This window comes from Microbacterium sp. ER1 (assembly GCF_023383675.1).
Classification (GTDB): domain Bacteria; phylum Actinomycetota; class Actinomycetes; order Actinomycetales; family Microbacteriaceae; genus Microbacterium.
In genome coordinates this window covers 416,223-436,988 of record NZ_QCXO01000138.1, presented here as the reverse complement: position 1 = coordinate 436,988, position 20,766 = coordinate 416,223, and the positions used below count along the sequence as shown (strand labels likewise).

The window sequence follows — 20,766 nt, the reverse complement described above, 5'->3', positions numbered from 1 at the left end:
GGCCTCGGGGTGGTCAGTCGTGCAGGAGACGGAGGAACTCGTCGTGAAGGGTGCCGTTGGTAGCGAGTGTCGAGCGGGCGGAGATCGTCTCGGAGCCGTCGAATGCCGTCATGCGCCCACCGGCCTCATTCACGATCGCCACAGCCGCTGCGATGTCGTACTCCTTCACATCGAACTCCGCGACCGCCTCCAGTCGCCCTTCGGCGAGGAGCATGTAGGCGTAGACGTCGCCGTACGCCCGATCGCGCCAGACGTGCGCGCTCAGGCGCAGCAGGGCATCCAGCTGCCCGGCGTCACGCCACTGCGCGATGCTCTGGAAGCTCACGCTGGCCTCGTCCAGCGAGGAGACGGTGGAGGTGGCGAGACGGCGCTCGGTGCGGTCGCTCACCGTCCAGGCACCGCGTCCTGCTGCGGCCCACCAGCGCCGCCCGAGGGCGGGCATGCTGACCACGCCGACACGGGGCACGCCATCGATCGCCAGGGCGATCATCGTCCCCCACAGAGGAACGCCGCGGAGGAAGTTCGCGGTGCCGTCGATCGGGTCGATGATCCACTGCCGAGCGGTGCCGCCCTGAGCCCCGAACTCTTCGCCGAAGATGCCGTCGGCGGGACGTTCCTCTTCCAAGATCCGGCGGATCGCGCGCTCCGTCGCCAGGTCGGCGTCCGTCACGTGCGAGCGGTCCGCCTTCGTGGAGATCTCCAGGTCGGCGGCGTCGAAACGCGGGAGCGACTGGGCATCCGCGGCGTCGGCGAGGCGAAGGGCGAGCTGGAGATCGGCGCGCAGGTCGGCGGCGTCGGGAGTGGCGGTCACGCTCTCAGGATAGTCGCCGTCCCGACGGCGCCCGCAGAGACCATCGGCCAGGATGAGGGGGCGAAACGCCCGAGCCACGCCCGGGCCGCGCTGGATTTCGTGTCGGCGCCAACCGCTGGTAATGTAATTCCTCGGTCGGGGTTATCCCGGGCCACGCACCTCTAGCTCAATCGGCAGAGCAACTGACTCTTAATCAGTGGGTTCAGGGTTCAAGTCCCTGGGGGTGCACGGAACAAGCCTCAGAGATCTCGCCATCTCCGGGGCTTTTTCTCTGCCTGTTTCGGGGCTGGATCGCTCAGGGCGGGATCGAAACCGTGCCTCTCGCGGCCGGGAGAGGCACCTTATCGAACCGGCATGGGGCGGGAGGGACGACCTGCCGACGCGGGGATCGGAAACGCGCGTTGCGGCGGCGGGCGGCGCGCGCGTCAGGCCCGGCGGACGGAGAGCAGCTGCCAGCCCTCCGGGACCTTCGCCTCGATGCCCGCCATGTCCTCGGCCTCAATCTGCTCGACGCCGTCGACGCGCTGGAACGTCCCCGTGGCCTCCATCTTCGCCTCACCCTTGAGCATGCGCACCGGGGCGGAAGTGAGCGCGTAGCCCGGCTCACGATGAGCATCGAGCTGGGCGTGGACGTCTTCGAGGGATGTCCCGGTGACGTCGACGGTCATGGATCCTCGGGGGCGGATGAGGGCGACGAGCATCCGTCCAGTCTACGAGCGGACCGTGCTGCTCAGAGATCCCAGTCGAGCGTGGAGCGCACGTCGATGGGGGCGTCGTGGCCGGCGTCCTCGCGGATCAGGTAGACGACGACACGCGACTGCGCGGTGATGAGCACGCTCGTCAGAGCGTCGCCGGTCGCCAAGTCGATGAACGTCGGTTGCGAGCGCGCCGCAGCTTCGATCCGAGACATGAGGTCCGCGACATCCGTGCTGCGAGGCAGGAGGAAGTCGTGCCCATCGATCTCGATGTGCGTCGTCGTCATTCCCGTCTGGTTCCCCATGCGCTCCACGGTACGAACCTCCTCGAAACCCGACAAGAGGGGTTGAACCCCGCCGAAGAGCGTGTTAGGACCGGGTGAGAGCGCTCTCGCTGCCGTCCGGCTGCTGCTGGTCCGCGGGCTCGGGGACGAGGTACAGACCGCTCGGGGCGTTGGCGGTGAATGCGAGGGCCTCGATCCAGGCGCGGTTGACGCTGGGCTGGCGACTGCCGTGGTACTTGTACACCAGCGAGCTTCCGGCATGGATCCAGACCGTCGTCCGGCCGCCGCCCATGCTGACGTCGTCCTTCCAGGTGAAGCCGAAGGGCTCGCCACGGCGGAGCTTCGCGGTCATGACCAGCTGGATGTGAGTGAGAGCGCGGTCTTCGATGTCGACCTTGACGCTGTTCTCGTAGATGAACTTGCCCATCGCAAGATTCCCTTCTCGCCACGGGAACCTGTGCTAAGAGGCGCGGACGCGATGACCGCTGGTGTGGGGTGTGCTCAGCGTTTCACACTTCTGCCCGTTCTCCTACCCGACCGGGGTGTCGTGCGTCGTCGCGTGTCTCCCTGTTTCAGGCCACCGGATCGAGAAGCGTGGGATCGGACGGGTCGACGGTGCGCGTGTTGCTCACCTTGCGGTCGACGACGTGTCCGCGGAGCGTCGCCGCGACGTCGGCGGAGGTGTGATCGAGCATCGCCAGCGTATCGAGCTTGGTCTGCCCGGTGAGCTTCTCCGGTGTGAGCCAGGCGTCCCAGGTGTCCGGAGTCAGGAAGGCGGGCATCCGGTCGTGCACCTCCCCACCGGCATCGCGTGCCTCCCGGGTGACGACGACGAAGCAGCGCACCTTCTCTCCCTCATGCTCCATCGACCAGGTGAGGCCGGCGGCGGCGAGCAGGCCGTCCCCGTGGAGGAAGTGCGGGGTCTTGTGGCCTTTCTCGCCCGTCCATTCGAAGTACCCGCGCATCGGCACGAGGCACCGCGCGGCGGAGAACGCCGGCGCCCAGAACCCGGCGGCGAGCTTCTCCATCCGTGCGTTGATCAGCGGGGCGCGCTGCGGACGGTTGGGAGGACTCTGCCAGTCCCACCGCACGAGTTCGAGGATGCGGCCCTCACCGCGGTCCCGGACGATCGGGGCGCTCTCGGTGGGCGCGATCGAGTAGGCGCCGTGCCAGGACTTCCACCAGTCCTCCGGGCGGCCGCCCTCGGCGACGAACTCCCTGATCAGCTCGTCCGTCGCCGCGTCGTTCGCGAATCGTCCGCACATGTCATCGCCTCCGTCTCGCCGGTCGCTCGCGCCGCGGCCGGCATCGCCTCCATCATGGGGCATGGCGCGGACATCGGGTCAGACGACCTCGATCACCGTGCCGGCGGTCAGATCCGACAGCTGGGCGAAGGTCAGCGGCATGACGGTGTGCGGGTGGCCCGCCGCCGCCCACACCACGTCGTACACCTGCAGCGCGCTGTCGATGAAGGTCGGGAGGGACGTGGGATGGCCGACGGGCGCCACTCCGCCGATCGCCTGTCCGGTGGCGTCGCGCACGGTGGCGGGCGGTGCCATGACGACCTCGCTCGCCCCCACGCTTCGCGCCAGGACGGCGAGGTTCGCCCGGTGCCCGCCGCTGGTCATGACGAGGACGGGGCGGCCGTCGGCGAGGAAGACGAGACTGTTGGCGATCGCGGCCACGTCGCAGCCTATGGCGGCGGCCGCCTCGGCGGCGGTGCGCGCCGAGTCCGGAAGAACCCGGATCTCGGTCTCGACACCGGCCGCGAGGAGGTGTTCCTGCACCCGTCGGCTGCGCTCGGGGAGGGGAGGAGCGTCGGTCATGCCCCCACGGTAGCCGAGCAGGTCAGCCGGCGTCACCGACGAGGATCGCCGCCGCGTCCTCGGCGGTCGCATCAGCCGGCTCGTCGTCGATGTGCGCGAGGACCTTCCGGCCGAGGAGGATCGTCAGCGCGGCCAGCAGGACGGCGGCGGCGGCGAAGAGGTACGGCACGGTGGCGCTGAACAGGTGCCACAGCAGGGCGGCGATCGGCGGGGCCATCGCGCCGCCGAGGAAGCGGACTGCGGAGTAGGCCGAAGAGGCGACGGAGCGGGGGAGGTCTGTCGCCTCCATGACGGCTTCGGTCAGCACGGTGTTCATGATGCCGAGGAGCAGACCGCCGACGATGATGCACACGACGAGAGCGGCCGGTTCGGCGACGACGAGTCCCGCGACCACGAGGTCGACGGCGAGCAGGGGCAGCACGGTGAGGATCACGTGCGTCCGCGGCATCCGGCGCATCAGCACCGGCGCGACCCACACGCTGGTGATCGCGAGGGCGACACCCCAGCCGAAGAAAGTCAGGCCGATGCCCATCGCGCCGAAGCCCAGGGGGAAGGGCGAGAACGCGAGCAGCACGAAGAAGCCGATGTTGTAGAACAGGGCGGCCACGGCGAGGATCGCGAGCGCGGGACGGCGCAGGGCCGTGAAGGGGGCGGAGAACTTCACCGGCGTGCGCTTCTCGCCCGGACCCCGCAGCAGCACGAGCACGGCGATGAAGGCGATGGCCATCAGGGCCACGACGCCGAAGAACGGGCCGCGCCAGCTCTGCTCGCCGAGGATGCCGCCGAGCAGGGGACCCACGGCGATGCCGAGGCCGAGTGCCGCCTCGTACAGCACGATGGCCGCGCTGCTGCCGCCGGATGCGGCGCCGACGATCGTGGCCAGCGCCGTCGAGATGAACAGCGCGTTGCCCAGCCCCCAGCCGGCGCGGAAGCCGATGACCGCGTCGACGCTGCCGCTGATCGCGCAGAGGAAGGCGAACACGACGATCAGGCCGAGACCGACGAGGAGGGTCGCCTTGGCGCCGATCCGGCTGGAGATCCAGCTGGTGACGAGCATCGCGAGGCCGGTGACGAGGAGGTAGCTGGTGAACAGCAGTTCCGTCTCGACCGGCGTGGCCTCGAGGGACTCCGCGATGGCCGGGAGGATCGGATCGACGAGGCCGATCCCCATGAAAGCGACGACGCACGCGAAGGCGACGGCCCATACCTGGGCCGGCTGCCGCCAGACCGAGGGGGCGGGTGTAGCGGGGGCGGTGTTCAACGGATGTCTCCTGTCCGGTCGGCAGAGGTGTGGGCGGCGAGGATCTCGGCCGCACGGGTGAGGGCATGCCAGTCGTCGTCGTCGAGGTCGGCGAACCGCGGTGCGATCGTCGCCCGGAACTCGGAGCGCCAGGCGGCCAGGGCCGCCGTGCCGTCGGGGGTCGCGGCGACGACGGTGGCACGGGAATCGTCGGGGTCGGGGGAGCGGCGGACGAGGCCCTCGCGTTCGAGGGTGCCGAGCAACCGGGTCATCCCGGGCTGTGTCGTGCGGGCCGCCGCGGCGAGCTCGCCGACGCGACGGGGACCCGACTGGTCGAGCAGGCTGAGCACCCGCCATTGCGCGGCGGGCGCCTCGTTCCCCGCGTCCTGGGCGGCGATGCGACCCAGCGCGTAGCCCGAGAGCACGAGCGACGGGATGACCTCAGAGCGATTCATACCAGAAAGTATATACCGGCTGGTATGTATTAAGGTCACCGTCGGGCGTGCGCGATCCTCGCCGAGAGCTGATGCGCGTGAGCGAGGAGGATCCGGCCCAGCTCGGCCTGACGCTCCGGGCCGAAGCGGAAGGCGACACCGGTGAGGCTGAGCGCCCACTCCGGGCGTCCGGCGCGGTCGAACACCGCCGCGCCGAGGCCCCAGCTCCCCTCGACGATCAGGCCGGGGTTGACGGCGAACCCGCGTTCCTTCGTCTCGGCGAGGCGCTTCCGCAACGGGCGCTCGCCATGAGCGCGTCCCCAGTTCTCGACGAGCTCCGGATGGCGCTCCAGGTAGGCATCCACATCGTGGTCGGGGAGGAAGGCGAGGATCGCGAGGCCGGCGCTCGCCACGCCGAGCGGAAAGCGCACCCCCTCGCTCAGCACGAACGAGCGGATGGGGAACGACCCCTCCTCGCGCAGCAGGCAGACCGTCTCGTCCGCGCGGCGGACGGAGAAGAAGGCGCTCTCCTCGGTCTTCACGGCGAGCGACCGCACGATGTCCCGGGCCAGGGCCGTCACGTCGTATCGTGCGGCGGCCACGGATCCCATGAGGAAGAGCTCGGGTCCCGGCATCCAGCGCGTGCTGTCGGCGTCGCGGTCGACGAGGCCCTCCGCGCGGAGGGCGCTGAGCAGGCGATGCGCAGTGGGCCGGGAGAGGCCGGCGCTGCCGGCCAGTTCTTGCAGGGTGGCGCCGTCAGTGCCGGCGGCCGTCACCAGTCGCAGGAGCCGCGCCGCCCGCGCGACGGCCTGAGTGCCGGGGACGGGGTTCATTGCAGTGTCCACATCGTGGACGCTAGTGGCGCGGGCGTCCACATCGCAAGAGGGCGCTGGTCATGACTCCGCCGGGACGGGAGGCTGGTGGGGACACGGAACCGAAGGAGCAGACGTGATCGACAAGCAATGGGAGTCCGCGGCGGCCGCGGTCGCCGACATCCCGGACGGCGCCTCGCTCGCGGTCGGAGGCTTCGGGCTCTCCGGGAACCCGATCGCCCTCATCGAGGCGCTCCTCGCCCAGGGCACGACCGACCTGAGCGTCGTCAGCAACAACTGCGGGGTGGACGACTGGGGCCTCGGCATCCTGCTCGCCGCGCAGCGCATCCGGAAGATGACGTCGTCGTACGTGGGGGAGAACAAGGAGTTCGAGCGGCAGTTCCTGTCCGGGGAGCTCGAGCTGGAGCTGACCCCGCAGGGCACGCTCGCCGAGAAGCTGCGGGCGGGAGGATCCGGAATCGCGGCGTTCTTCACCCAGACGGGCGTCGGCACCCAGGTGGCCGAGGGCGGTCTGCCTCGCCGGTACCACTCCGATGGCTCGATCGCGGTGGCCTCGCCACCCAAGGACGTGCGCACGTTCACGGTGCACGGCGTACCGCGCGAGTTCGTGCTGGAGGAGGCGATCACCACCGACTTCGCCCTGGTCCACGCGGTCCGTGGCGACCGGCACGGCAATCTCGTGTTCCGGAAGGCGGCGCGGAACTTCAACCCGCTCGCCGCGATGGCCGGGCGCGTGTGCATCGCGCAGGTGGAGCGGCTCGTCGAACCGGGAGAGCTCGACCCGGACGCGATCCACCTGCCCGGCGTCTTCGTGCATCGGATCGTCGAGGTCGGCGCGGACATCCCTAAGCGCATCGAGCGACGGACCGTCGCCGCGGAAGGAGCCTGACATGGCGCTCACGAGAGACCAGATGGCCGCGCGCGCGGCGGCCGAGCTGCCGGACGGCGCGTATGTGAACCTCGGCATCGGCCTGCCCACGCTCGTGCCGAACCACGTCCCGTCCGACGTGACCGTGGTGCTGCAGTCGGAGAACGGCATCCTCGGAGTCGGGCCCTACCCGCGGGAGGCCGAGGTCGACCCGGATCTCATCAACGCGGGGAAGGAGACGGTGACCACGCTGCCCGGGGCGGCGTTCTTCGACTCCGCCCTCAGCTTCGGCATGATCCGCGGCGGGAAGATCGATGCCGCGATCCTCGGGGCGATGCAGGTCTCCGCCTCGGGAGATCTCGCGAACTGGATGATCCCCGGCAAGATGGTCAAGGGCCCCGGGGGCGCGATGGACCTCGTGCACGGCGCCGGACGGGTGATCGTGCTGATGGAGCACGTCGCCAAGGACGGCTCGGCGAAGATCGTCGACGCCTGCACGCTGCCGTTGACCGGACGCGGCGTCGTGGACCGGATCATCACGGACCTCGCGGTGATCGACGTGACGCCGGATGGGCTCGTCCTGGTCGAGCTCGCGCCCGACGTGTCGGTGGAGCAGGTGCGGCGGGCCACGGAGCCGCCTCTCCGTCTCGCCCCGGAACTGGACAACGGAAGGACCGAGATCAATGAGTGAGAACGATGTCGTCATCGTCGCCGCGGCGCGCACCCCGCAGGGGCGGCTGAAAGGACAGCTCGCCGCCTTCACCGCGCCGCAGCTCGGATCATTCGCGATCCGCGGTGCGCTGGAGCAGGGCGGGGTGGACCCCGCAGACGTCGATGCGGTCATCGTGGGGCAGGTGCTCGCCGCGGGGTCGGGACAGAACGCCGCCCGTCAGGCCGCCATCGGCGCCGGGATCGGCTGGGACGTCCCCGCCCACTCCGTGAACAAGGTGTGCCTGTCCGGTCTCACGGCCGTGATCGACGCGGCGCGCATGATCCGGACCGGGGACGCCGAGGTCGTCGTCGCCGCCGGCATGGAGTCCATGACCCGCGCACCGCACCTGCTCATGGGATCGCGCGATGGCTGGACCTACGGCACCGTCGAGGTCCTCGACCACATGGCCTACGACGGGCTGACGGACGCCTACGACCGGGAGAGCATGGGCGCGTCCACGGAACGGCACAACGCGCGCTACGAACTCACCCGGGAGGCCCAGGACCAGGTCGCCGCGCTCTCGCATCAGCGGGCCGCCGCCGCGCAGGAGAGCGGGGTGCTCGACGCGGAGATCGTCGCCGTCGAGGTGCCGCAGCGTCGGGGCGAACCCGTGCGGGTGACCCGAGACGAGGGGGTGCGGCCCGAGACCACGGTGGAGACCCTCGCGGGACTGCGCGCCGCCTTCGCCGAGGGCGGCTCGATCACGGCGGGCAACTCGTCCCAGATCTCGGACGGCGCCTCCGCCGTCGTCGTCACAACGCGCGGGACGGCCGAGGCCAAGGGCTGGCCGGTGCTCGTGACCGTCGGGGCGAGCGGCCAAACCGCCGGCCCGGACAACTCGCTCCAGGCGCAGCCGGCGCGGGCGATCGAGCAGGCATGCCGGAAACAGGGCATCACGCCGCAGGACCTCGACCTCGTGGAGATCAACGAGGCGTTCGGGGCCGTCGTGGCCCGCTCGCAGACCGAGCTCGGGCTGGACGGTGAGATCGTCAACGTGCACGGCGGCGGCATCGCGATCGGTCATCCGATCGGTGCCTCCGGCAACCGTCTCGTGGTGCACGTCGCGCACGAGCTGGCCCGCCGGGGAGGCGGAACCGCGGCGGTCGGCCTGTGTGGCGGCGGCGGTCAGGGCGAGGCGCTCATCCTCACCCGGTGACGCGGAAGGCGCGCGGGCGCGTCAGGACCGCTTGTCCTGGGCGTGCCCCTGCGCGTCGGCGAGGGCCTTCTGCGAACGGAACTGCAGACGCTGCGCCTTCTTGGACTTCTTCACCGACTGCGGGGAGTCCGCGTCTACCGGCACGCCGTGGCGCTCACGGCGCATGTCGACGACCGCGCCGACCGCGAGCGCCATGGTGATGCCCCAGCTCACCCACGACAGGAGCGAGCGCCAGGTGATGGGTTCGTTGCGGGTGCCGCGCAGCAGCGAGATCCCAGCCGAGATCGCGGCGACGAGTCCGGTGCTGAAGAGGTAGCGCATGCCCCTACGGTACCCGCAGGGAGCGCACGCGGATCGGTGGCTTGACAAGGCGGGGGAGCGACTGGCAGGGCGTGCGTCCCGAGGCACCGGATATCATGGGAGGGTCGCGGTTCGCCCGCGGCCGCAGAAACCGTGTATCTACCGGCCGTCGGCATCTCCGGCGGACAGCGGCGGCACCCGACATCGCGTCGTCGACGCGCGAGAGTCATGACACACGCCAGCACCACGCCCGATATCGCCGAGCCGAGCCTCTTCCGCCTCGCCGGCCTGCCCTACTTCCTCATCGCGTTCATCGCGCGTCTGCCCTTCGCCATGATGGTGGTCGGTGTGCTGACCGTCGTCGTGTCGGCGCGGGAATCCCTGTCCCTCGGCGGGCTCACGTCCGCTGCGGTCGGTCTCGGCACCGCCTGCTTCGGTCCGCTCCTGGGCGCCGCCGCCGACCGCTTCGGTCAGCGCACGGTCCTTCTCGCGCTCGCCGTGGGCAACGCGGCGATGCTCCTGCTCTTCACCGCGGTGGTCTACGGTCCGGCCGCCGACGGCTTCGTGCTTCTCACCGCGATCGGCATCGGTGCGACGGCCCCGCAGGTGGCGCCGCTCTCGCGCTCCCGTCTGGTCACGATCATCGGCGAGCGGATGCCGGCGGAGCGCCGCGCCCGCACCGTCTCCGGCACGATGGCGTACGAGTCGGCCGCCGACGAGACCGTCTTCGTGTTCGGTCCTTTCCTCGTGGGCGTCCTCGCCTCGGCACTCGCACCCTGGGCCCCGCTGGTCGGCGCTGCCGTGCTGACCCTGGTGTTCGTCGGGGCCTTCGCGCTGCACCCGAGCGGACGGCATGTCTCGCAGGACCGCACCGAGGACGGTCGGGCGCCCTCCGCCGTGTCCGAGCTGTTCCGGCCGCAGCTCCTCATCGTCGTCCTCGGCATCCTCGGCGTCGGCATCTTCTTCGGAACCATGCTCACCTCGCTCACGTCGTTCATGGCCGACCTCGGTGCCCCGGAGCAGGCGGGCCTGCTGTACGGCGTGATGGGCGTCGGCTCCGCGCTGCTGGCCCTGGGTGTCGCGTGGCTCCCCGCGCGGTTCTCGCTCCGGGCGCGATGGCTCGTCTTCTCCGGAGTCCTCCTCGCCGGCTCGCTGCTGCTCGGCATCGTCGACTCGCCGGCGGGGATGATGCTCGCCCTGGCCATCATGGGCATCGGCATCGGCCCGACGCTCGTCACCCAGTACAGCTTCGGAGCGGCGCGGAGCCCCGGCGGCCGGTCGGCGACGGTGATGACGATGCTCGGCTCCGGCGTGATCGTCGGCCAGTCGATCGGCGCGGCGGTGGCGGGGGAGGTCGCGGAGAGCCTCGGCACGTCGGCCGCCCTCGTGCTTCCGATGATCGCGGCCGGCATCGCGTTCGCGGCAGGGCTCGCCAACTGGGCCCTCAGTGGTCTGCACCGCGGAACGTCCGCTGTCAAGGCCTGAGCGCGGACCAGCGGTCGGCGCTCATCCTCGGTAGGTTGGAAGCTCCTGGACCGAGGAGTGCCCCTGTGACCGCTGCTGATTTCGTCGTCGTCGCCAACCGCCTCCCGGTGGACCGGGTCGTGGGGCCCGACGGCGAGGAGACCTGGCGGACGTCGCCCGGCGGCCTCGTCGCCGCCCTCGAGCCGATGATGCGCCGCGTGCACGGCGCCTGGGTCGGCTGGCCCGGTCAGCCGGACGTGGAGCTCGAGGCCTTCGACGCCGACGGGATCCATCTCATCCCGGTGTCGCTGAGCTCCGAGGAGGTCGCGGACTACTACGAGGGCTTCGCCAACGACACGATCTGGCCGCTCTACCACGACGTCATCGCCCCGCCGCAGTACCACCGTGAGTGGTGGGAGGCGTATGTGCGGGTCAACCGCCGGTTCGCCGAGGCCGCCGCGGCCGCCGCCGCTGAGGACGGCACCGTCTGGGTCCACGACTACCAGCTCCAGCTGGTGCCCCAGATGGTCCGCGAGCTGCGCCCCGACGTCACGATCGGCTACTTCCACCACATCCCGTTCCCCGCGCACGGCCTCTACGCGCAGCTTCCGTGGCGCGACCAGGTCCTCCGCGGACTGCTCGGCGCCGACGTCATCGGCTTCCAGCGGGCGCAGGACGCGACCTACTTCCTCACCGCGGTGCGGCGCCGGCTGCGCTACGAGGTGAAGGGGTCGAACATCACGGTCCCGGAGCAGGGCGGCTCGCGGACGGCGATCGCCAAGGCGTTCCCGATCTCCATCGACACCGCCCCGTACCTCGAACTCGCCGCGCGGGAGGACGTCCGGGCGCGGGCCGCGGAGATCCGCGCGAGCCTCGGCAACCCCAAGCGCATCCTCCTCGGCGTCGACCGCCTGGACTACACCAAGGGCATCGGGCACCGGATCAAGGCCTACGGCGAGCTCCTCGAAGACGGCCGCCTCGATGTGGAGGACGTCACGCTCATCCAGGTGGCGAGTCCGAGCCGGGAGCGGGTGGACGCCTATGCGCACCTCCGGGACGAGATCGAGCTCGCGGTGGCCCGCATCAACGGCGACCATGACACGGTCGGCCACTCCGCCATCCGCTACCTGCATCAGGGATACCCGCGCGAGGAGATGGTCGCCCTGTACCTCGCGGCGGACGTCATGCTCGTGACGGCGCTGCGCGACGGTATGAACCTCGTCGCGAAGGAGTACATCGCCACGCGGACGGACAACCGCGGCGTGCTGGTGCTCAGCGAGTTCACCGGCGCGGCGGACGAGCTCCGTCAGGCCGTGCGCGTCAACCCGCACGACATCGCCGGGCTCAAGGACGCGATCATGGAGGCCGTGGAGATGTCGCCCGCCGAGCAGGGACGCCGCATGCGGTCCCTGCGTCGACGTGTGCTGGACAACGACGTGAACGCCTGGTCGTCGTCCTTCCTCGAGGCCCTCGCGGACGTCCGCAGCCGCTGACCGCCCTTCCTGCACCCCCTTCTTCCTCTCGATCGGAGACACCGTGACGCGCCCCTGGATCCCCGGAACCGCCGACGCCGACCTCACCGCCCTCGCGACGACGCCGCGCCTGGTGGTCGCCCTCGACTTCGACGGCACCGCCTCCCCGCTCGTCGTGGACCCCATGGCCGCGCGGGCGCTTCCCGAGGTGGCGGTGCAGATGAATCGCCTCGCTGCGATGCCCGACACCGTCGTCGCCTACGTCTCCGGGCGCAGCATGCACGACCTCCGGGAGATCACCGAGCACACCGACGACTCCGTCGTGGTGCTCGCCGGCTCCCACGGCGCGCAGTACTGGTTCCCCGGCGAGGGGGCCGCCGACGCGCCGGGCGATGCGACCGAGACCGGGGCGCGGGAGGAGCTGTGGGCGGCCGCGCAGCCGATCATCGACCGCTACGAGGGGGCGGAGCTGGAGCCCAAGACCTTCGGCATGGGCGTGCACACCCGCCGCGCGGACCGGGACACCGAGGAGAAGGTCTTCGCCGAGATCGACGCCCTCGTCGCCGAGCGCTTCCCGCACTGGCGGCGGCGCGCCGGTCACCGGGTCCTCGAGTTCTCGTCGCGGAACGAGGGCAAGGACGCCGCGATGATCGCCCTCCGGGAGCGCTTCGACGCGACGGGCATCCTCTTCGCCGGCGATGACGTGACCGACGAGGATGCGATGCGCGTGCTGCAGGAGGGCGACCTCGGCGTGCGCGTCGGGCCGGGGGAGAGCGCCGCGACCCTCCGTGTGGACTCCCCACAACAGATCGCCGCGCTTCTGGAGACGCTCGCGAACGAGAGGGCCGTCGCGCAGGAATAGACTCTCGTCATGTCCTCGCATGATCCCTCCGCCAGCGCGCCCATCGACATCAAGCCCCGCAGTCGCGTCGTCACCGACGGCATCGAGGCCACGACCTCCCGCGGCATGCTCCGCGCCGTCGGCATGGGGGATGCCGACTGGGACAAGCCGCAGATCGGCATCGCGTCCAGCTGGAACGAGATCACTCCCTGCAACCTGAGCCTCGACCGGCTCGCGCAGGGGGCGAAGGAGGGCGTGCACTCCGGCGGCGGGTACCCGCTGCAGTTCGGAACCATCTCCGTCTCGGACGGCATCTCGATGGGCCATGAGGGGATGCACTTCTCGCTCGTGTCCCGCGAGGTCATCGCCGACTCGGTCGAGACCGTGATGATGGCCGAGCGCCTCGACGGCTCCGTCCTCCTCGCCGGCTGCGACAAGTCCATCCCCGGCATGCTCATGGCCAGCGCGCGCCTCGACCTGTCGAGCGTCTTCCTCTACGCCGGGTCGATCGCACCGGGCTGGGTCAAGCTCTCCGACGGCACCGAGAAGGACGTCACGATCATCGACTCGTTCGAGGCGGTCGGCGCCTGCCGTGCCGGCCTCATGAGCGAGGAGGACCTCAAGCGCATCGAGTGCGCCATCGCCCCCGGTGAGGGCGCGTGTGGCGGCATGTACACGGCCAACACCATGGCCTCCGTCGCCGAGGCGCTCGGGCTCAGCCTCCCGGGCTCCGCCGCGCCGCCCGCGGCCGACCGTCGTCGCGACTACTTCGCGCACCGGTCGGGCGAGGCGGTCGTGAACCTGCTCCGCCAGGGGATCACCACGCGCGACATCCTCACCAAGGAGGCGTTCGAGAACGCGATCGCCCTCGCGATGGCCCTCGGCGGCTCGACCAACGTCGTCCTCCACCTCCTCGCCATCGCCCGCGAGGCCGAGGTCGAGCTGAGCCTGCACGACTTCAACCGCATCGGCGACAAGGTCCCGCACGTGGCCGACATGAAGCCGTTCGGCAAGTACGTCATGAACGACGTCGACCGTCACGGCGGCATCCCCGTGATCATGAAGGCGATGCTCGACGAAGGGCTGCTGCACGGCGACGCGCTCACCGTCACCGGCAAGACGCTCGCCGAGAACCTCGCCGAGCTCGACCCGCAGCCGATCGACGGCGAGGTCATCCACACGTTCGACAACCCCATCCACGCCACCGGCGGACTCACGATCCTGCACGGATCGCTCGCGCCGGAGGGTGCCGTCGTCAAGACCGCCGGCTTCGACGCTGCCGTCTTCGAGGGTCCCGCGCGGGTCTTCGAGCGGGAGCGCGCCGCCATGGACGCGGTCGCCGAGGGCAGCATCGAGCCGGGGACGGTCATCGTCATCCGGTACGAGGGCCCCAAGGGCGGACCGGGCATGCGCGAGATGCTCGCCATCACCGCGGCCATCAAGGGCGCGGGGCTCGGAAAAGATGTACTACTCTTGACGGACGGACGATTCTCAGGCGGCACAACCGGCCTGTGCATCGGCCACATAGCACCCGAAGCGGTGGACGCAGGTCCTATCGCCTTCGTGCGCGATGGTGATCTGATACGGGTCGATATCGCAGCTCGCTCTCTCGATCTACTCGTCGACGAGGCAGAGCTCGCCTCCCGCCGCTCTGGCTGGGAGCCGCTTCCCCCGCGCTACACCCGAGGCGTTCTTGCCAAGTACTCGCGCCTCGTGCGGTCCGCCGCCGAGGGCGCGACGACCGGCTGATCCATCGACCGGCTCAGCAACCGCTCGATCGGAGCGCCGGTGTCCCGCACAGTTCATCAGAAGGAAAGTCATGACTGCTGACTCCGTCTCGGCCGTGCCGAGGCCGCCCGCCCGCCCATCCGCTCCGGAGATCACCGGTGCGGAGGCCGTCGTCCGCTCGCTCGAGCTGCTCGGCGTCACGGACGTCTTCGGCCTTCCCGGCGGCGCGATCCTCCCGGTCTACGACCCGCTCATGGACGCCTCGCAGCTCCGCCACATCCTCGTGCGGCACGAGCAGGGCGCGGGCCACGCGGCCGAGGGCTACGCGTCCGCATCCGGCAAGGTCGGCGTGTGCATCGCCACCTCCGGTCCCGGAGCGACCAACCTCGTCACGGCGATCGCCGACGCCTACATGGACTCGGTGCCGCTGCTGGCGATCACCGGTCAGGTGTTCTCGACGCTGATGGGCACGGATGCGTTCCAGGAGGCCGACATCGTGGGGATCACGATGCCCATCACGAAGCACTCGTTCCTCGTGAAGGACGCCGCGGACATCCCCGGCGCCATCGCCGCGGCCTACGAGATCGCCGGCACCGGGCGCCCCGGTCCGGTGCTCGTGGACATCACCAAGGATGCGCAGCAGGCGACGGCCCCGTTCGTGTGGCCGCCGAAGATCGACCTCCCCGGGTACCGACCGGTGACCAAGGCGCACGGCAAGCAGATCCAGGCGGCCGCCGCCCTCCTCGCGGAGGCGAAGAAGCCGGTGCTGTACGTGGGCGGAGGCGTCGTCCGCGGCCGGGCCGCGGCCGAGCTGCTCGAGCTCGCCGAGTCGACCGGTGCGCCCGTCGTGACGACGCTGATGGCGCGCGGCGCGTTCCCGGACTCGCACCCGCTGCACCTGGGCATGCCCGGCATGCACGGCACCGTTCCCGCCGTGCTCGCGCTGCAGGAGGCCGACCTCCTCGTCTCGCTCGGCGCCCGGTTCGACGATCGCGTCACGGGCAAGGCCGCGCTGTTCGCGCCGCACGCGAAGGTCGTGCACGTCGACATCGATCCGGCGGAGATCTCCAAGATCCGCACGGCCGACGTGCCGATCGTGGGCGACGTGCGCGACGTGCTCACCGACCTCGACGCCGCCTTCCGTGGAGCGACGGCCGACGCGAAGCCCGACATCGAGGAGTGGTGGTCGTACCTCGACGGGCTCCGGAACGAGTTCCCGCTCGGGTACGCGCCGACGACCGACGGTCTGCTCGCCCCGCAGTACGTGATCCAGCGCATCGGCGAGCTCACCGGTCCGGAGGGGATCTTCGCCTCCGGTGTGGGGCAGCACCAGATGTGGGCCGCGCAGTTCATCAAGTACGAGCGTCCGAACGCCTGGCTGAACTCCGGCGGAGCGGGCACGATGGGCTACTCGGTGCCGGCGGCCATGGGCGCCAAGGTCGCGGAGCCGGAGCGCCAGGTCTGGGCGATCGACGGCGACGGCTGCTTCCAGATGACCAATCAGGAGCTCGCCACCTGTGCGATCAACAACATCCCGATCAAGGTCGCGATCATCAACAACTCGTCGCTGGGCATGGTCCGGCAGTGGCAGACGCTCTTCTACGACGGCCGTCATTCCAACACCGACCTGAACACCGGGCACGGCACGATCCGCATCCCCGACTTCGTGAAGCTCGCGGAGGCGTACGGCTGCCTCGCGATCCGCGTGGAGAAGGAGGAGGAGGTCGACGCCGCCATCCAGCTCGCGCTGGAGACGAACGACCGCCCCGTGGTGATCGACTTCGTCGTGAGTGCCGACTCCATGGTGTGGCCGATGGTGCCGCAGGGGGTCAGCAACAGCTATGTCCAGTACGCGCGCGACCACGCGCCCGCGTTCGACCAGGAGGACTGAGCCATGTCGACCCACGTCCTGAGCCTGCTGGTGGAGAACACCCCCGGCCTCCTGACCCGCGTCGCCGGCCTGTTCGCGCGCCGGGGCTTCAACATCGACTCCCTCGCCGTCGGCGTGACCGAGGTGCCGGGGATCTCCCGCATCACGGTCGTCGTCGACGTGGAGGAGCTGCCGCTCGAGCAGGTGACCAAGCAGCTCAACAAGCTGATCAACGTCATCAAGATCGTCGAGCTGGACCCGGCGTCGTCCGTGCAGCGCGAGCACATGCTCGTGAAGGTGCGCACGGACAACGCCAGCCGTTCGAACGTGATCGAGGTCGTCAACCTCTTCCGCGCCTCGGTCGTCGACTACGCCGCCGACGCCCTCGTGATCGAGGTCACCGGAGACAAGGGCAAGGTCGAGGCGCTGCTGCGCGCTCTGGAGCCCTTCGGCATCAAGGAGATCGCCCAGTCCGGCCTCCTCGCGATCGGCCGCGGCGGCAAGAGCATCACCGAGCGCGTCCTGCGCGGCTGACCCTTCGACAGACTCAGGGACCGCGCGTCCCGCACAACCACAACCAAGGAGAGAAACCAGTGAGCACCGAGATCTTCTACGACGACGACGCCGACCTGTCCCTGATCCAGGGCAAGAAGGTCGCCATCGTCGGCTACGGCTCGCAGGGCCACGCCCACGCCCAGAACCTGCGCGACTCGGGTGTCGAGGTCGCGATCGCCCTCAAGGAGGGCTCGAAGTCCGCCGCGAAGGCCGAGGAGGCCGGCTTCCCCGTGAAGACCGTCGCCGAGGCGACCGAGTGGGCCGACGTCATCATGATCCTCGCGCCGGACCAGCACCAGCGCACGATCTACAGCGAGTCGATCGCCCCGAACCTGACGGCGGGCAAGACCCTGGCGTTCGCGCACGGCTTCAACATCCGCTTCGGCTACATCGACGCTCCCGAGGGTGTCGACGTGATCCTCGTCGCGCCGAAGGCTCCCGGCCACACCGTGCGCCGCGAGTTCGTCGCCGGCCGAGGCATCCCGGACATCATCGCCGTCGAGCGCGACGCGTCCGGCCAGGCCTGGGACCTCGCGCTCTCGTACGCGAAGGCGATCGGCGGCACCCGCGCCGGCGTCATCAAGACGACCTTCACCGAGGAGACCGAGACCGACCTCTTCGGCGAGCAGGCCGTGCTCTGCGGTGGCATGAGCCACCTGGTGCAGGCCGGCTTCGAGACCCTCGTCGAGGCGGGCTACCAGCCGCAGATCGCCTACTTCGAGGTGCTGCACGAGCTCAAGCTCATCGTCGACCTCATGTGGGAGGGCGGCATCGCCAAGCAGCGCTGGTCGATCTCCGACACCGCCGAGTTCGGCGACTACGTGTCCGGCCCGCGCGTGATCGACGAGCGCGTCAAGGAGAGCATGAAGGGCGTCCTGTCCGACATCCAGTCCGGTGCGTTCGCGAAGCGCTTCATCGAGGACCAGGACAACGGGGCCGAGGAGTTCCTCGCCCTCCGCGCCAAGGAGGAGCAGCACCCCATCGAGGCGACCGGCAAGGAGCTGCGTTCGCTCTTCGCCTGGAAGCAGCAGGACGAGGACTACGTCGACGGCAGCGCCGCGCGCTGATTCGACTCGCGAACGAACGGGCGTCCCTCCGGGGGCGCCCGTTCGGCGTTCCGTACGGCATTCCCTGGCACAGACATCCGATGTCTGTGCCAGGATGGACGCATGCGACAGGAATGGTTTGATGACGCCCGCTTCGGCATGTTCGTCCACTTCGGCCTCTACAGCGGGGCCGCGCGGCACGAGTGGGTGCAGAACTACGAACGCCTCACCGACGAGGAGTACCGCCCCTACTTCGACAACTTCGACCCCGACCTCTTCGATGCCGCGGCCCTGGCGAAGACCGCCAAGGAGACGGGGATGGGCTACGTCGTGCTCACGACGAAGCACCACGACGGCTTCTGCCTCTGGGACTCGAAGCTGACCGACTTCACCTCCGTCACGGCGGTCGGACGGGACCTCGTGCGCGAGTACGTCGACGCTCTCCGTGCCGAGGGCATCCGCGTCGGCCTCTACCACTCGGTCATCGACTGGCATCACCCCGATTTCACGGTGGACTGGAACCACCCCCGACGTGACGACGAGAACGCGCACGCCTTGAACGAGGGTCGCGACATGGCCCGCTACCGGGAGTACCTGCACGGTCAGGTCCGCGAGCTGCTCACCGGGTACGGCGACATCGACTACCTGTTCTTCGACTTCACCTATCCCGAGTCCAAGGACGGCTGGGAGGGGAAGGGGCCGCAGGACTGGGACGCCGAAACGCTGCTCGCACTGTGCCGCGAGCTGCAGCCGGAAATGCTCGTCAACGACCGGCTCGGCATCCCCGCGGACTTCGTGACGCCAGAGCAGTACCAGCCGACGGCTCCGATCGTCCGCGACGGGGTGCCCCTCGTGTGGGAGGCGTGCCAGACGCTCAACGGCTCCTGGGGCTATCACCGGGACAACACCGACCAGAAGTCGCCGGTGCTGCTCGTGCAGATGCTCGTCGACTCGGTGTCGATGGGCGGCAACATGCTGCTCAACATCGGTCCGGACGGGCGCGGGGCGATCGCGCCCCGGGACGCGGCGACCCTCGCCGAGATCGGCGAGTGGATGCGGCTCCACGACCGCGCCGTGATCGGGGCCGGCCACGCGCCGTTCACGCCGCCTCGAGAGGGCGTGTACACGCTCCGCGGCGACCGGCTCTACCTGAGCCTGTTCAGCTGGCCGCTGGGCTTCGTGCATCTGCCCGGTCTTGCGGGCAAGGTCTCGTATGCGCGCCTGCTGAACGACGGGTCCTGGCTGCGTACGAGCGTCAGCGACCCGGACCAGCAGGCCGACCTGATGACTCCGGCGGGCGAGGCCGAGGGGACGCTCACGGTGCACCTCCCGGTACGGCGTCCCGACGTGCTGATGCCGGTCATCGAGCTGCGCCTGACGGGGGAGTGAGGCCGTCGGTGGCGGCGGCTCAGGCCGTCGCCACCGGGATCTCCATGCCCTCCAGCGCGAGGCGGGCGGCGCCGTGCAGGATCGCGTCCGCGCCGGTGGCCGCGGCCTCGATCCGCAGGCGCTGGGTCGCGAGCGGGTGGCAGGCCTCGTAGACCCGGCTGCGCACCGCGGCGATGAACGGCTCGGAGGCGCTCATGCTCCCGGTGAGGAAGAGGGCGTGCGGGTTGAAGAAGTTCACGACCCCGGAGAGCGCCTGACCCAGGTGGGTCCCGGCGGTGCGGACGAGCGTCGTCGCCAGCGGGTCCGCGTCCCGTGCCAGTGTCAGCACGTCGGCCGTGGTGCGGACGTCGGTGTTGCCGCGCTCGCGCATCTGGCGGACGAGGCTCGCGCCGCTGGCCACGGTCTCCAGGCAGCCGGTGTTGCCGCAGGAGCAGGGGATGTCCCCGCTGCCGTCGATCCGCGTGTGCGTGATGTCGCCGGCCGCAGCGGTGGCCCCGCGGTGGATGTGACCGTCCACGATGATCCCGCTGCCGATCGCGGTGCCCGCCTTGACGGTGATGCTGTGCTGGGTGTGCCCGAGCTGGCGACGGTGCTCGCCAAGGGCGGCGAGATTCGCGTCGTTGTCGACGACGACGGGGACGCCGTGGCGCTCCCCGAGGTGCTCGCCGACGCGGAATCCGGGCCACCCCGGCATCCGCGAGGGCTGATCCACGGAGCCGGTCGCGACGTCGACGGGGCCGGGCAGGCTCACGCCGATCGCGTGGACCCGCGTCTCGGCGAGCAGGCGCTCGAACACCTCCGACACTCTCTCCAGCGTGGCCTCCGGGCCGTCCGCGACGTCGATCGCGATGGTCTCCGAGTGGAGCAGGCCGCCGCTGAGGTCGTGCCGCCCGATGCGGGCATGACGCCCGCCGAGATCGGCGGACAGCACGATGCCGTCGCCGGCGATCCGGAGCACGCGCGGCCGTCGTCCGCCGCGGGAGGTGCCGGCCCCGGCCTCCTCCAGCACGCCCGCATCGAGAAGCGCCTGCACGCGCAGGCCGACGGTGGAGGCGGCCACGCCGAGAGCGGAGGCGAGCTCCGAGCGGGAGCGGGCCTGACCGCGCGCGACGAAGTCGAGGATGCGCCGGGTGTGCGGATCGTCGACGGGGGTGTCGGCGGGGTTCGTCATGGAGGCCCTTCGTCTCGGAGCATCGTCAGCGTAGCGGGGGTGTCGCATGTTTCCCGGGAGTGACGAATTAT

Annotated in this window: 22 protein-coding genes and 1 tRNA gene; 12 read left to right on the top strand and 11 right to left on the bottom strand. The window is 70.3% G+C overall.

Annotated elements, in window-relative coordinates; translation table 11 throughout:
- Positions 1-13: 13 nt before the first annotated feature.
- Positions 14-811, bottom strand: coding sequence for an inositol monophosphatase family protein (locus tag BV453_RS15475; RefSeq protein WP_249521991.1), 798 nt, complete (start codon positions 809-811; stop codon positions 14-16).
- Positions 812-966: 155 nt separating this feature from the next.
- Between BV453_RS15475 and BV453_RS15470 the strand changes: the two genes are divergently transcribed.
- Positions 967-1,039, top strand: a tRNA-Lys gene (locus tag BV453_RS15470).
- Between the two features lie 197 nt (positions 1,040-1,236).
- Here the strand turns inward: BV453_RS15470 and BV453_RS15465 are convergent.
- The 8 genes from BV453_RS15465 to BV453_RS15430 all read right to left on the bottom strand — a co-directional run bounded on the left by BV453_RS15465 (position 1,237) and on the right by BV453_RS15430 (position 6,123).
- Positions 1,237-1,512: a hypothetical protein gene (locus BV453_RS15465; RefSeq protein ID WP_025103251.1), complete on the bottom strand. Its 276-nt coding sequence runs from the start codon at positions 1,510-1,512 to the stop codon at positions 1,237-1,239.
- Positions 1,513-1,541: 29 nt separating this feature from the next.
- Positions 1,542-1,811, bottom strand: a complete 270-nt coding sequence (locus BV453_RS15460; RefSeq protein WP_126893022.1) for a hypothetical protein — start codon at positions 1,809-1,811, stop codon at positions 1,542-1,544.
- A 64-nt stretch (positions 1,812-1,875) separates the two neighbouring features.
- Positions 1,876-2,217 (bottom strand): hypothetical protein, encoded by a 342-nt coding sequence (locus BV453_RS15455; RefSeq protein ID WP_025103253.1) that lies wholly within the window; start codon positions 2,215-2,217, stop codon positions 1,876-1,878.
- A gap of 145 nt (positions 2,218-2,362) precedes the next feature.
- The gene (locus BV453_RS15450; protein ID WP_085607360.1) at positions 2,363-3,055 is read right to left on the bottom strand and encodes an SOS response-associated peptidase; all 693 of its coding nucleotides are present in this window, start codon (positions 3,053-3,055) and stop codon (positions 2,363-2,365) included.
- Positions 3,056-3,133: 78 nt separating this feature from the next.
- The gene (locus BV453_RS15445) at positions 3,134-3,616 is read right to left on the bottom strand and encodes a YbaK/EbsC family protein (RefSeq protein ID WP_025103255.1); all 483 of its coding nucleotides are present in this window, start codon (positions 3,614-3,616) and stop codon (positions 3,134-3,136) included.
- A 22-nt stretch (positions 3,617-3,638) separates the two neighbouring features.
- Positions 3,639-4,877: an MFS transporter gene (locus tag BV453_RS15440; RefSeq protein ID WP_025103256.1), complete on the bottom strand. Its 1,239-nt coding sequence runs from the start codon at positions 4,875-4,877 to the stop codon at positions 3,639-3,641.
- Positions 4,874-5,311, bottom strand: a complete 438-nt coding sequence (locus BV453_RS15435; RefSeq protein ID WP_062634854.1) for a MarR family winged helix-turn-helix transcriptional regulator — start codon at positions 5,309-5,311, stop codon at positions 4,874-4,876. Before BV453_RS15435 ends, BV453_RS15440 begins: the two co-directional genes overlap by 4 nt.
- Before the next feature lie 35 nt (positions 5,312-5,346).
- Entirely contained in the window at positions 5,347-6,123 is a 777-nt protein-coding gene (locus tag BV453_RS15430) for an IclR family transcriptional regulator (RefSeq protein WP_249522086.1), read from the bottom strand.
- Positions 6,124-6,238: 115 nt separating this feature from the next.
- Between BV453_RS15430 and BV453_RS15425 the strand changes: the two genes are divergently transcribed.
- Genes BV453_RS15425 through BV453_RS15415 form a run of 3 tightly spaced genes read left to right on the top strand, consistent with a single transcriptional unit; the run spans position 6,239 to position 8,859 of the window.
- Complete coding sequence (locus BV453_RS15425) at positions 6,239-7,012, top strand: CoA transferase subunit A (protein ID WP_249521990.1); 774 nt, start codon at positions 6,239-6,241, stop codon at positions 7,010-7,012.
- Between the two features lies 1 nt (position 7,013).
- The gene (locus BV453_RS15420) at positions 7,014-7,682 is read left to right on the top strand and encodes a CoA transferase subunit B (RefSeq protein WP_249521989.1); all 669 of its coding nucleotides are present in this window, start codon (positions 7,014-7,016) and stop codon (positions 7,680-7,682) included.
- Positions 7,675-8,859 carry an acetyl-CoA C-acetyltransferase gene (locus BV453_RS15415; protein ID WP_025103261.1) on the top strand — a complete coding sequence of 395 codons (1,185 nt, stop codon included), beginning with the start codon at positions 7,675-7,677 and terminating at the stop codon, positions 8,857-8,859. The genes BV453_RS15420 and BV453_RS15415 overlap by 8 nt, the downstream gene beginning before the upstream one ends.
- A gap of 21 nt (positions 8,860-8,880) precedes the next feature.
- Here BV453_RS15415 and BV453_RS15410 read toward each other — a convergent pair whose 3' ends face one another.
- The gene (locus BV453_RS15410; RefSeq protein WP_025103262.1) at positions 8,881-9,180 is read right to left on the bottom strand and encodes a hypothetical protein; all 300 of its coding nucleotides are present in this window, start codon (positions 9,178-9,180) and stop codon (positions 8,881-8,883) included.
- A 207-nt stretch (positions 9,181-9,387) separates the two neighbouring features.
- On the opposite strand from BV453_RS15410, the gene BV453_RS15405 reads away from it, so the two are divergent.
- From BV453_RS15405 to BV453_RS15370, 8 genes are all read left to right on the top strand, one after another.
- Entirely contained in the window at positions 9,388-10,644 is a 1,257-nt protein-coding gene (locus BV453_RS15405; RefSeq protein ID WP_249521988.1) for an MFS transporter, read from the top strand.
- Between the two features lie 65 nt (positions 10,645-10,709).
- Complete coding sequence (locus BV453_RS15400; protein ID WP_249521987.1) at positions 10,710-12,116, top strand: trehalose-6-phosphate synthase; 1,407 nt, start codon at positions 10,710-10,712, stop codon at positions 12,114-12,116.
- A 43-nt stretch (positions 12,117-12,159) separates the two neighbouring features.
- Positions 12,160-12,957 carry a trehalose-phosphatase gene (otsB, locus tag BV453_RS15395; protein WP_025103265.1) on the top strand — a complete coding sequence of 266 codons (798 nt, stop codon included), beginning with the start codon at positions 12,160-12,162 and terminating at the stop codon, positions 12,955-12,957.
- A gap of 9 nt (positions 12,958-12,966) precedes the next feature.
- Positions 12,967-14,685 (top strand): dihydroxy-acid dehydratase, encoded by a 1,719-nt coding sequence (gene ilvD, locus BV453_RS15390; protein WP_060920981.1) that lies wholly within the window; start codon positions 12,967-12,969, stop codon positions 14,683-14,685.
- Positions 14,686-14,755: 70 nt separating this feature from the next.
- Positions 14,756-16,555, top strand: coding sequence for an acetolactate synthase large subunit (locus tag BV453_RS15385; protein WP_249521986.1), 1,800 nt, complete (start codon positions 14,756-14,758; stop codon positions 16,553-16,555).
- Between the two features lie 3 nt (positions 16,556-16,558).
- Positions 16,559-17,068, top strand: coding sequence for an acetolactate synthase small subunit (ilvN, locus tag BV453_RS15380; RefSeq protein WP_025103268.1), 510 nt, complete (start codon positions 16,559-16,561; stop codon positions 17,066-17,068).
- A 59-nt stretch (positions 17,069-17,127) separates the two neighbouring features.
- A complete protein-coding gene (ilvC, locus tag BV453_RS15375; protein ID WP_025103269.1) occupies positions 17,128-18,156 on the top strand; it encodes a ketol-acid reductoisomerase in 1,029 nt (342 codons plus the stop codon).
- Between the two features lie 102 nt (positions 18,157-18,258).
- Complete coding sequence (locus BV453_RS15370) at positions 18,259-19,524, top strand: alpha-L-fucosidase (RefSeq protein ID WP_249521984.1); 1,266 nt, start codon at positions 18,259-18,261, stop codon at positions 19,522-19,524.
- 19 nt (positions 19,525-19,543) lie between these two features.
- On the opposite strand, the gene BV453_RS15365 is transcribed toward BV453_RS15370, so the two are convergent.
- Entirely contained in the window at positions 19,544-20,695 is a 1,152-nt protein-coding gene (locus BV453_RS15365; protein ID WP_249521983.1) for an ROK family transcriptional regulator, read from the bottom strand.
- Positions 20,696-20,766 lie beyond the last annotated feature (71 nt).

Coding starts and splice junctions, on each gene's coding strand:
- ilvN (WP_025103268.1), top strand. CDS start 16,559: ATGTCGACCCACGTCCTGAGCCTGCTGGTGGAGAACACCCCCGGCCTC.
- BV453_RS15405 (WP_249521988.1), top strand. CDS start 9,388: ATGACACACGCCAGCACCACGCCCGATATCGCCGAGCCGAGCCTCTTC.
- BV453_RS15415 (WP_025103261.1), top strand. CDS start 7,675: ATGAGTGAGAACGATGTCGTCATCGTCGCCGCGGCGCGCACCCCGCAG.
- BV453_RS15435 (WP_062634854.1), bottom strand. CDS start 5,311: ATGAATCGCTCTGAGGTCATCCCGTCGCTCGTGCTCTCGGGCTACGCG.
- BV453_RS15450 (WP_085607360.1), bottom strand. CDS start 3,055: ATGTGCGGACGATTCGCGAACGACGCGGCGACGGACGAGCTGATCAGG.
- BV453_RS15385 (WP_249521986.1), top strand. CDS start 14,756: ATGACTGCTGACTCCGTCTCGGCCGTGCCGAGGCCGCCCGCCCGCCCA.
- BV453_RS15460 (WP_126893022.1), bottom strand. CDS start 1,811: ATGGGGAACCAGACGGGAATGACGACGACGCACATCGAGATCGATGGG.
- BV453_RS15370 (WP_249521984.1), top strand. CDS start 18,259: ATGCGACAGGAATGGTTTGATGACGCCCGCTTCGGCATGTTCGTCCAC.
- ilvD (WP_060920981.1), top strand. CDS start 12,967: ATGTCCTCGCATGATCCCTCCGCCAGCGCGCCCATCGACATCAAGCCC.
- BV453_RS15445 (WP_025103255.1), bottom strand. CDS start 3,616: ATGACCGACGCTCCTCCCCTCCCCGAGCGCAGCCGACGGGTGCAGGAA.
- BV453_RS15365 (WP_249521983.1), bottom strand. CDS start 20,695: ATGACGAACCCCGCCGACACCCCCGTCGACGATCCGCACACCCGGCGC.
- BV453_RS15465 (WP_025103251.1), bottom strand. CDS start 1,512: ATGCTCGTCGCCCTCATCCGCCCCCGAGGATCCATGACCGTCGACGTC.
- BV453_RS15420 (WP_249521989.1), top strand. CDS start 7,014: ATGGCGCTCACGAGAGACCAGATGGCCGCGCGCGCGGCGGCCGAGCTG.
- BV453_RS15430 (WP_249522086.1), bottom strand. CDS start 6,123: ATGAACCCCGTCCCCGGCACTCAGGCCGTCGCGCGGGCGGCGCGGCTC.
- BV453_RS15410 (WP_025103262.1), bottom strand. CDS start 9,180: ATGCGCTACCTCTTCAGCACCGGACTCGTCGCCGCGATCTCGGCTGGG.
- BV453_RS15455 (WP_025103253.1), bottom strand. CDS start 2,217: ATGGGCAAGTTCATCTACGAGAACAGCGTCAAGGTCGACATCGAAGAC.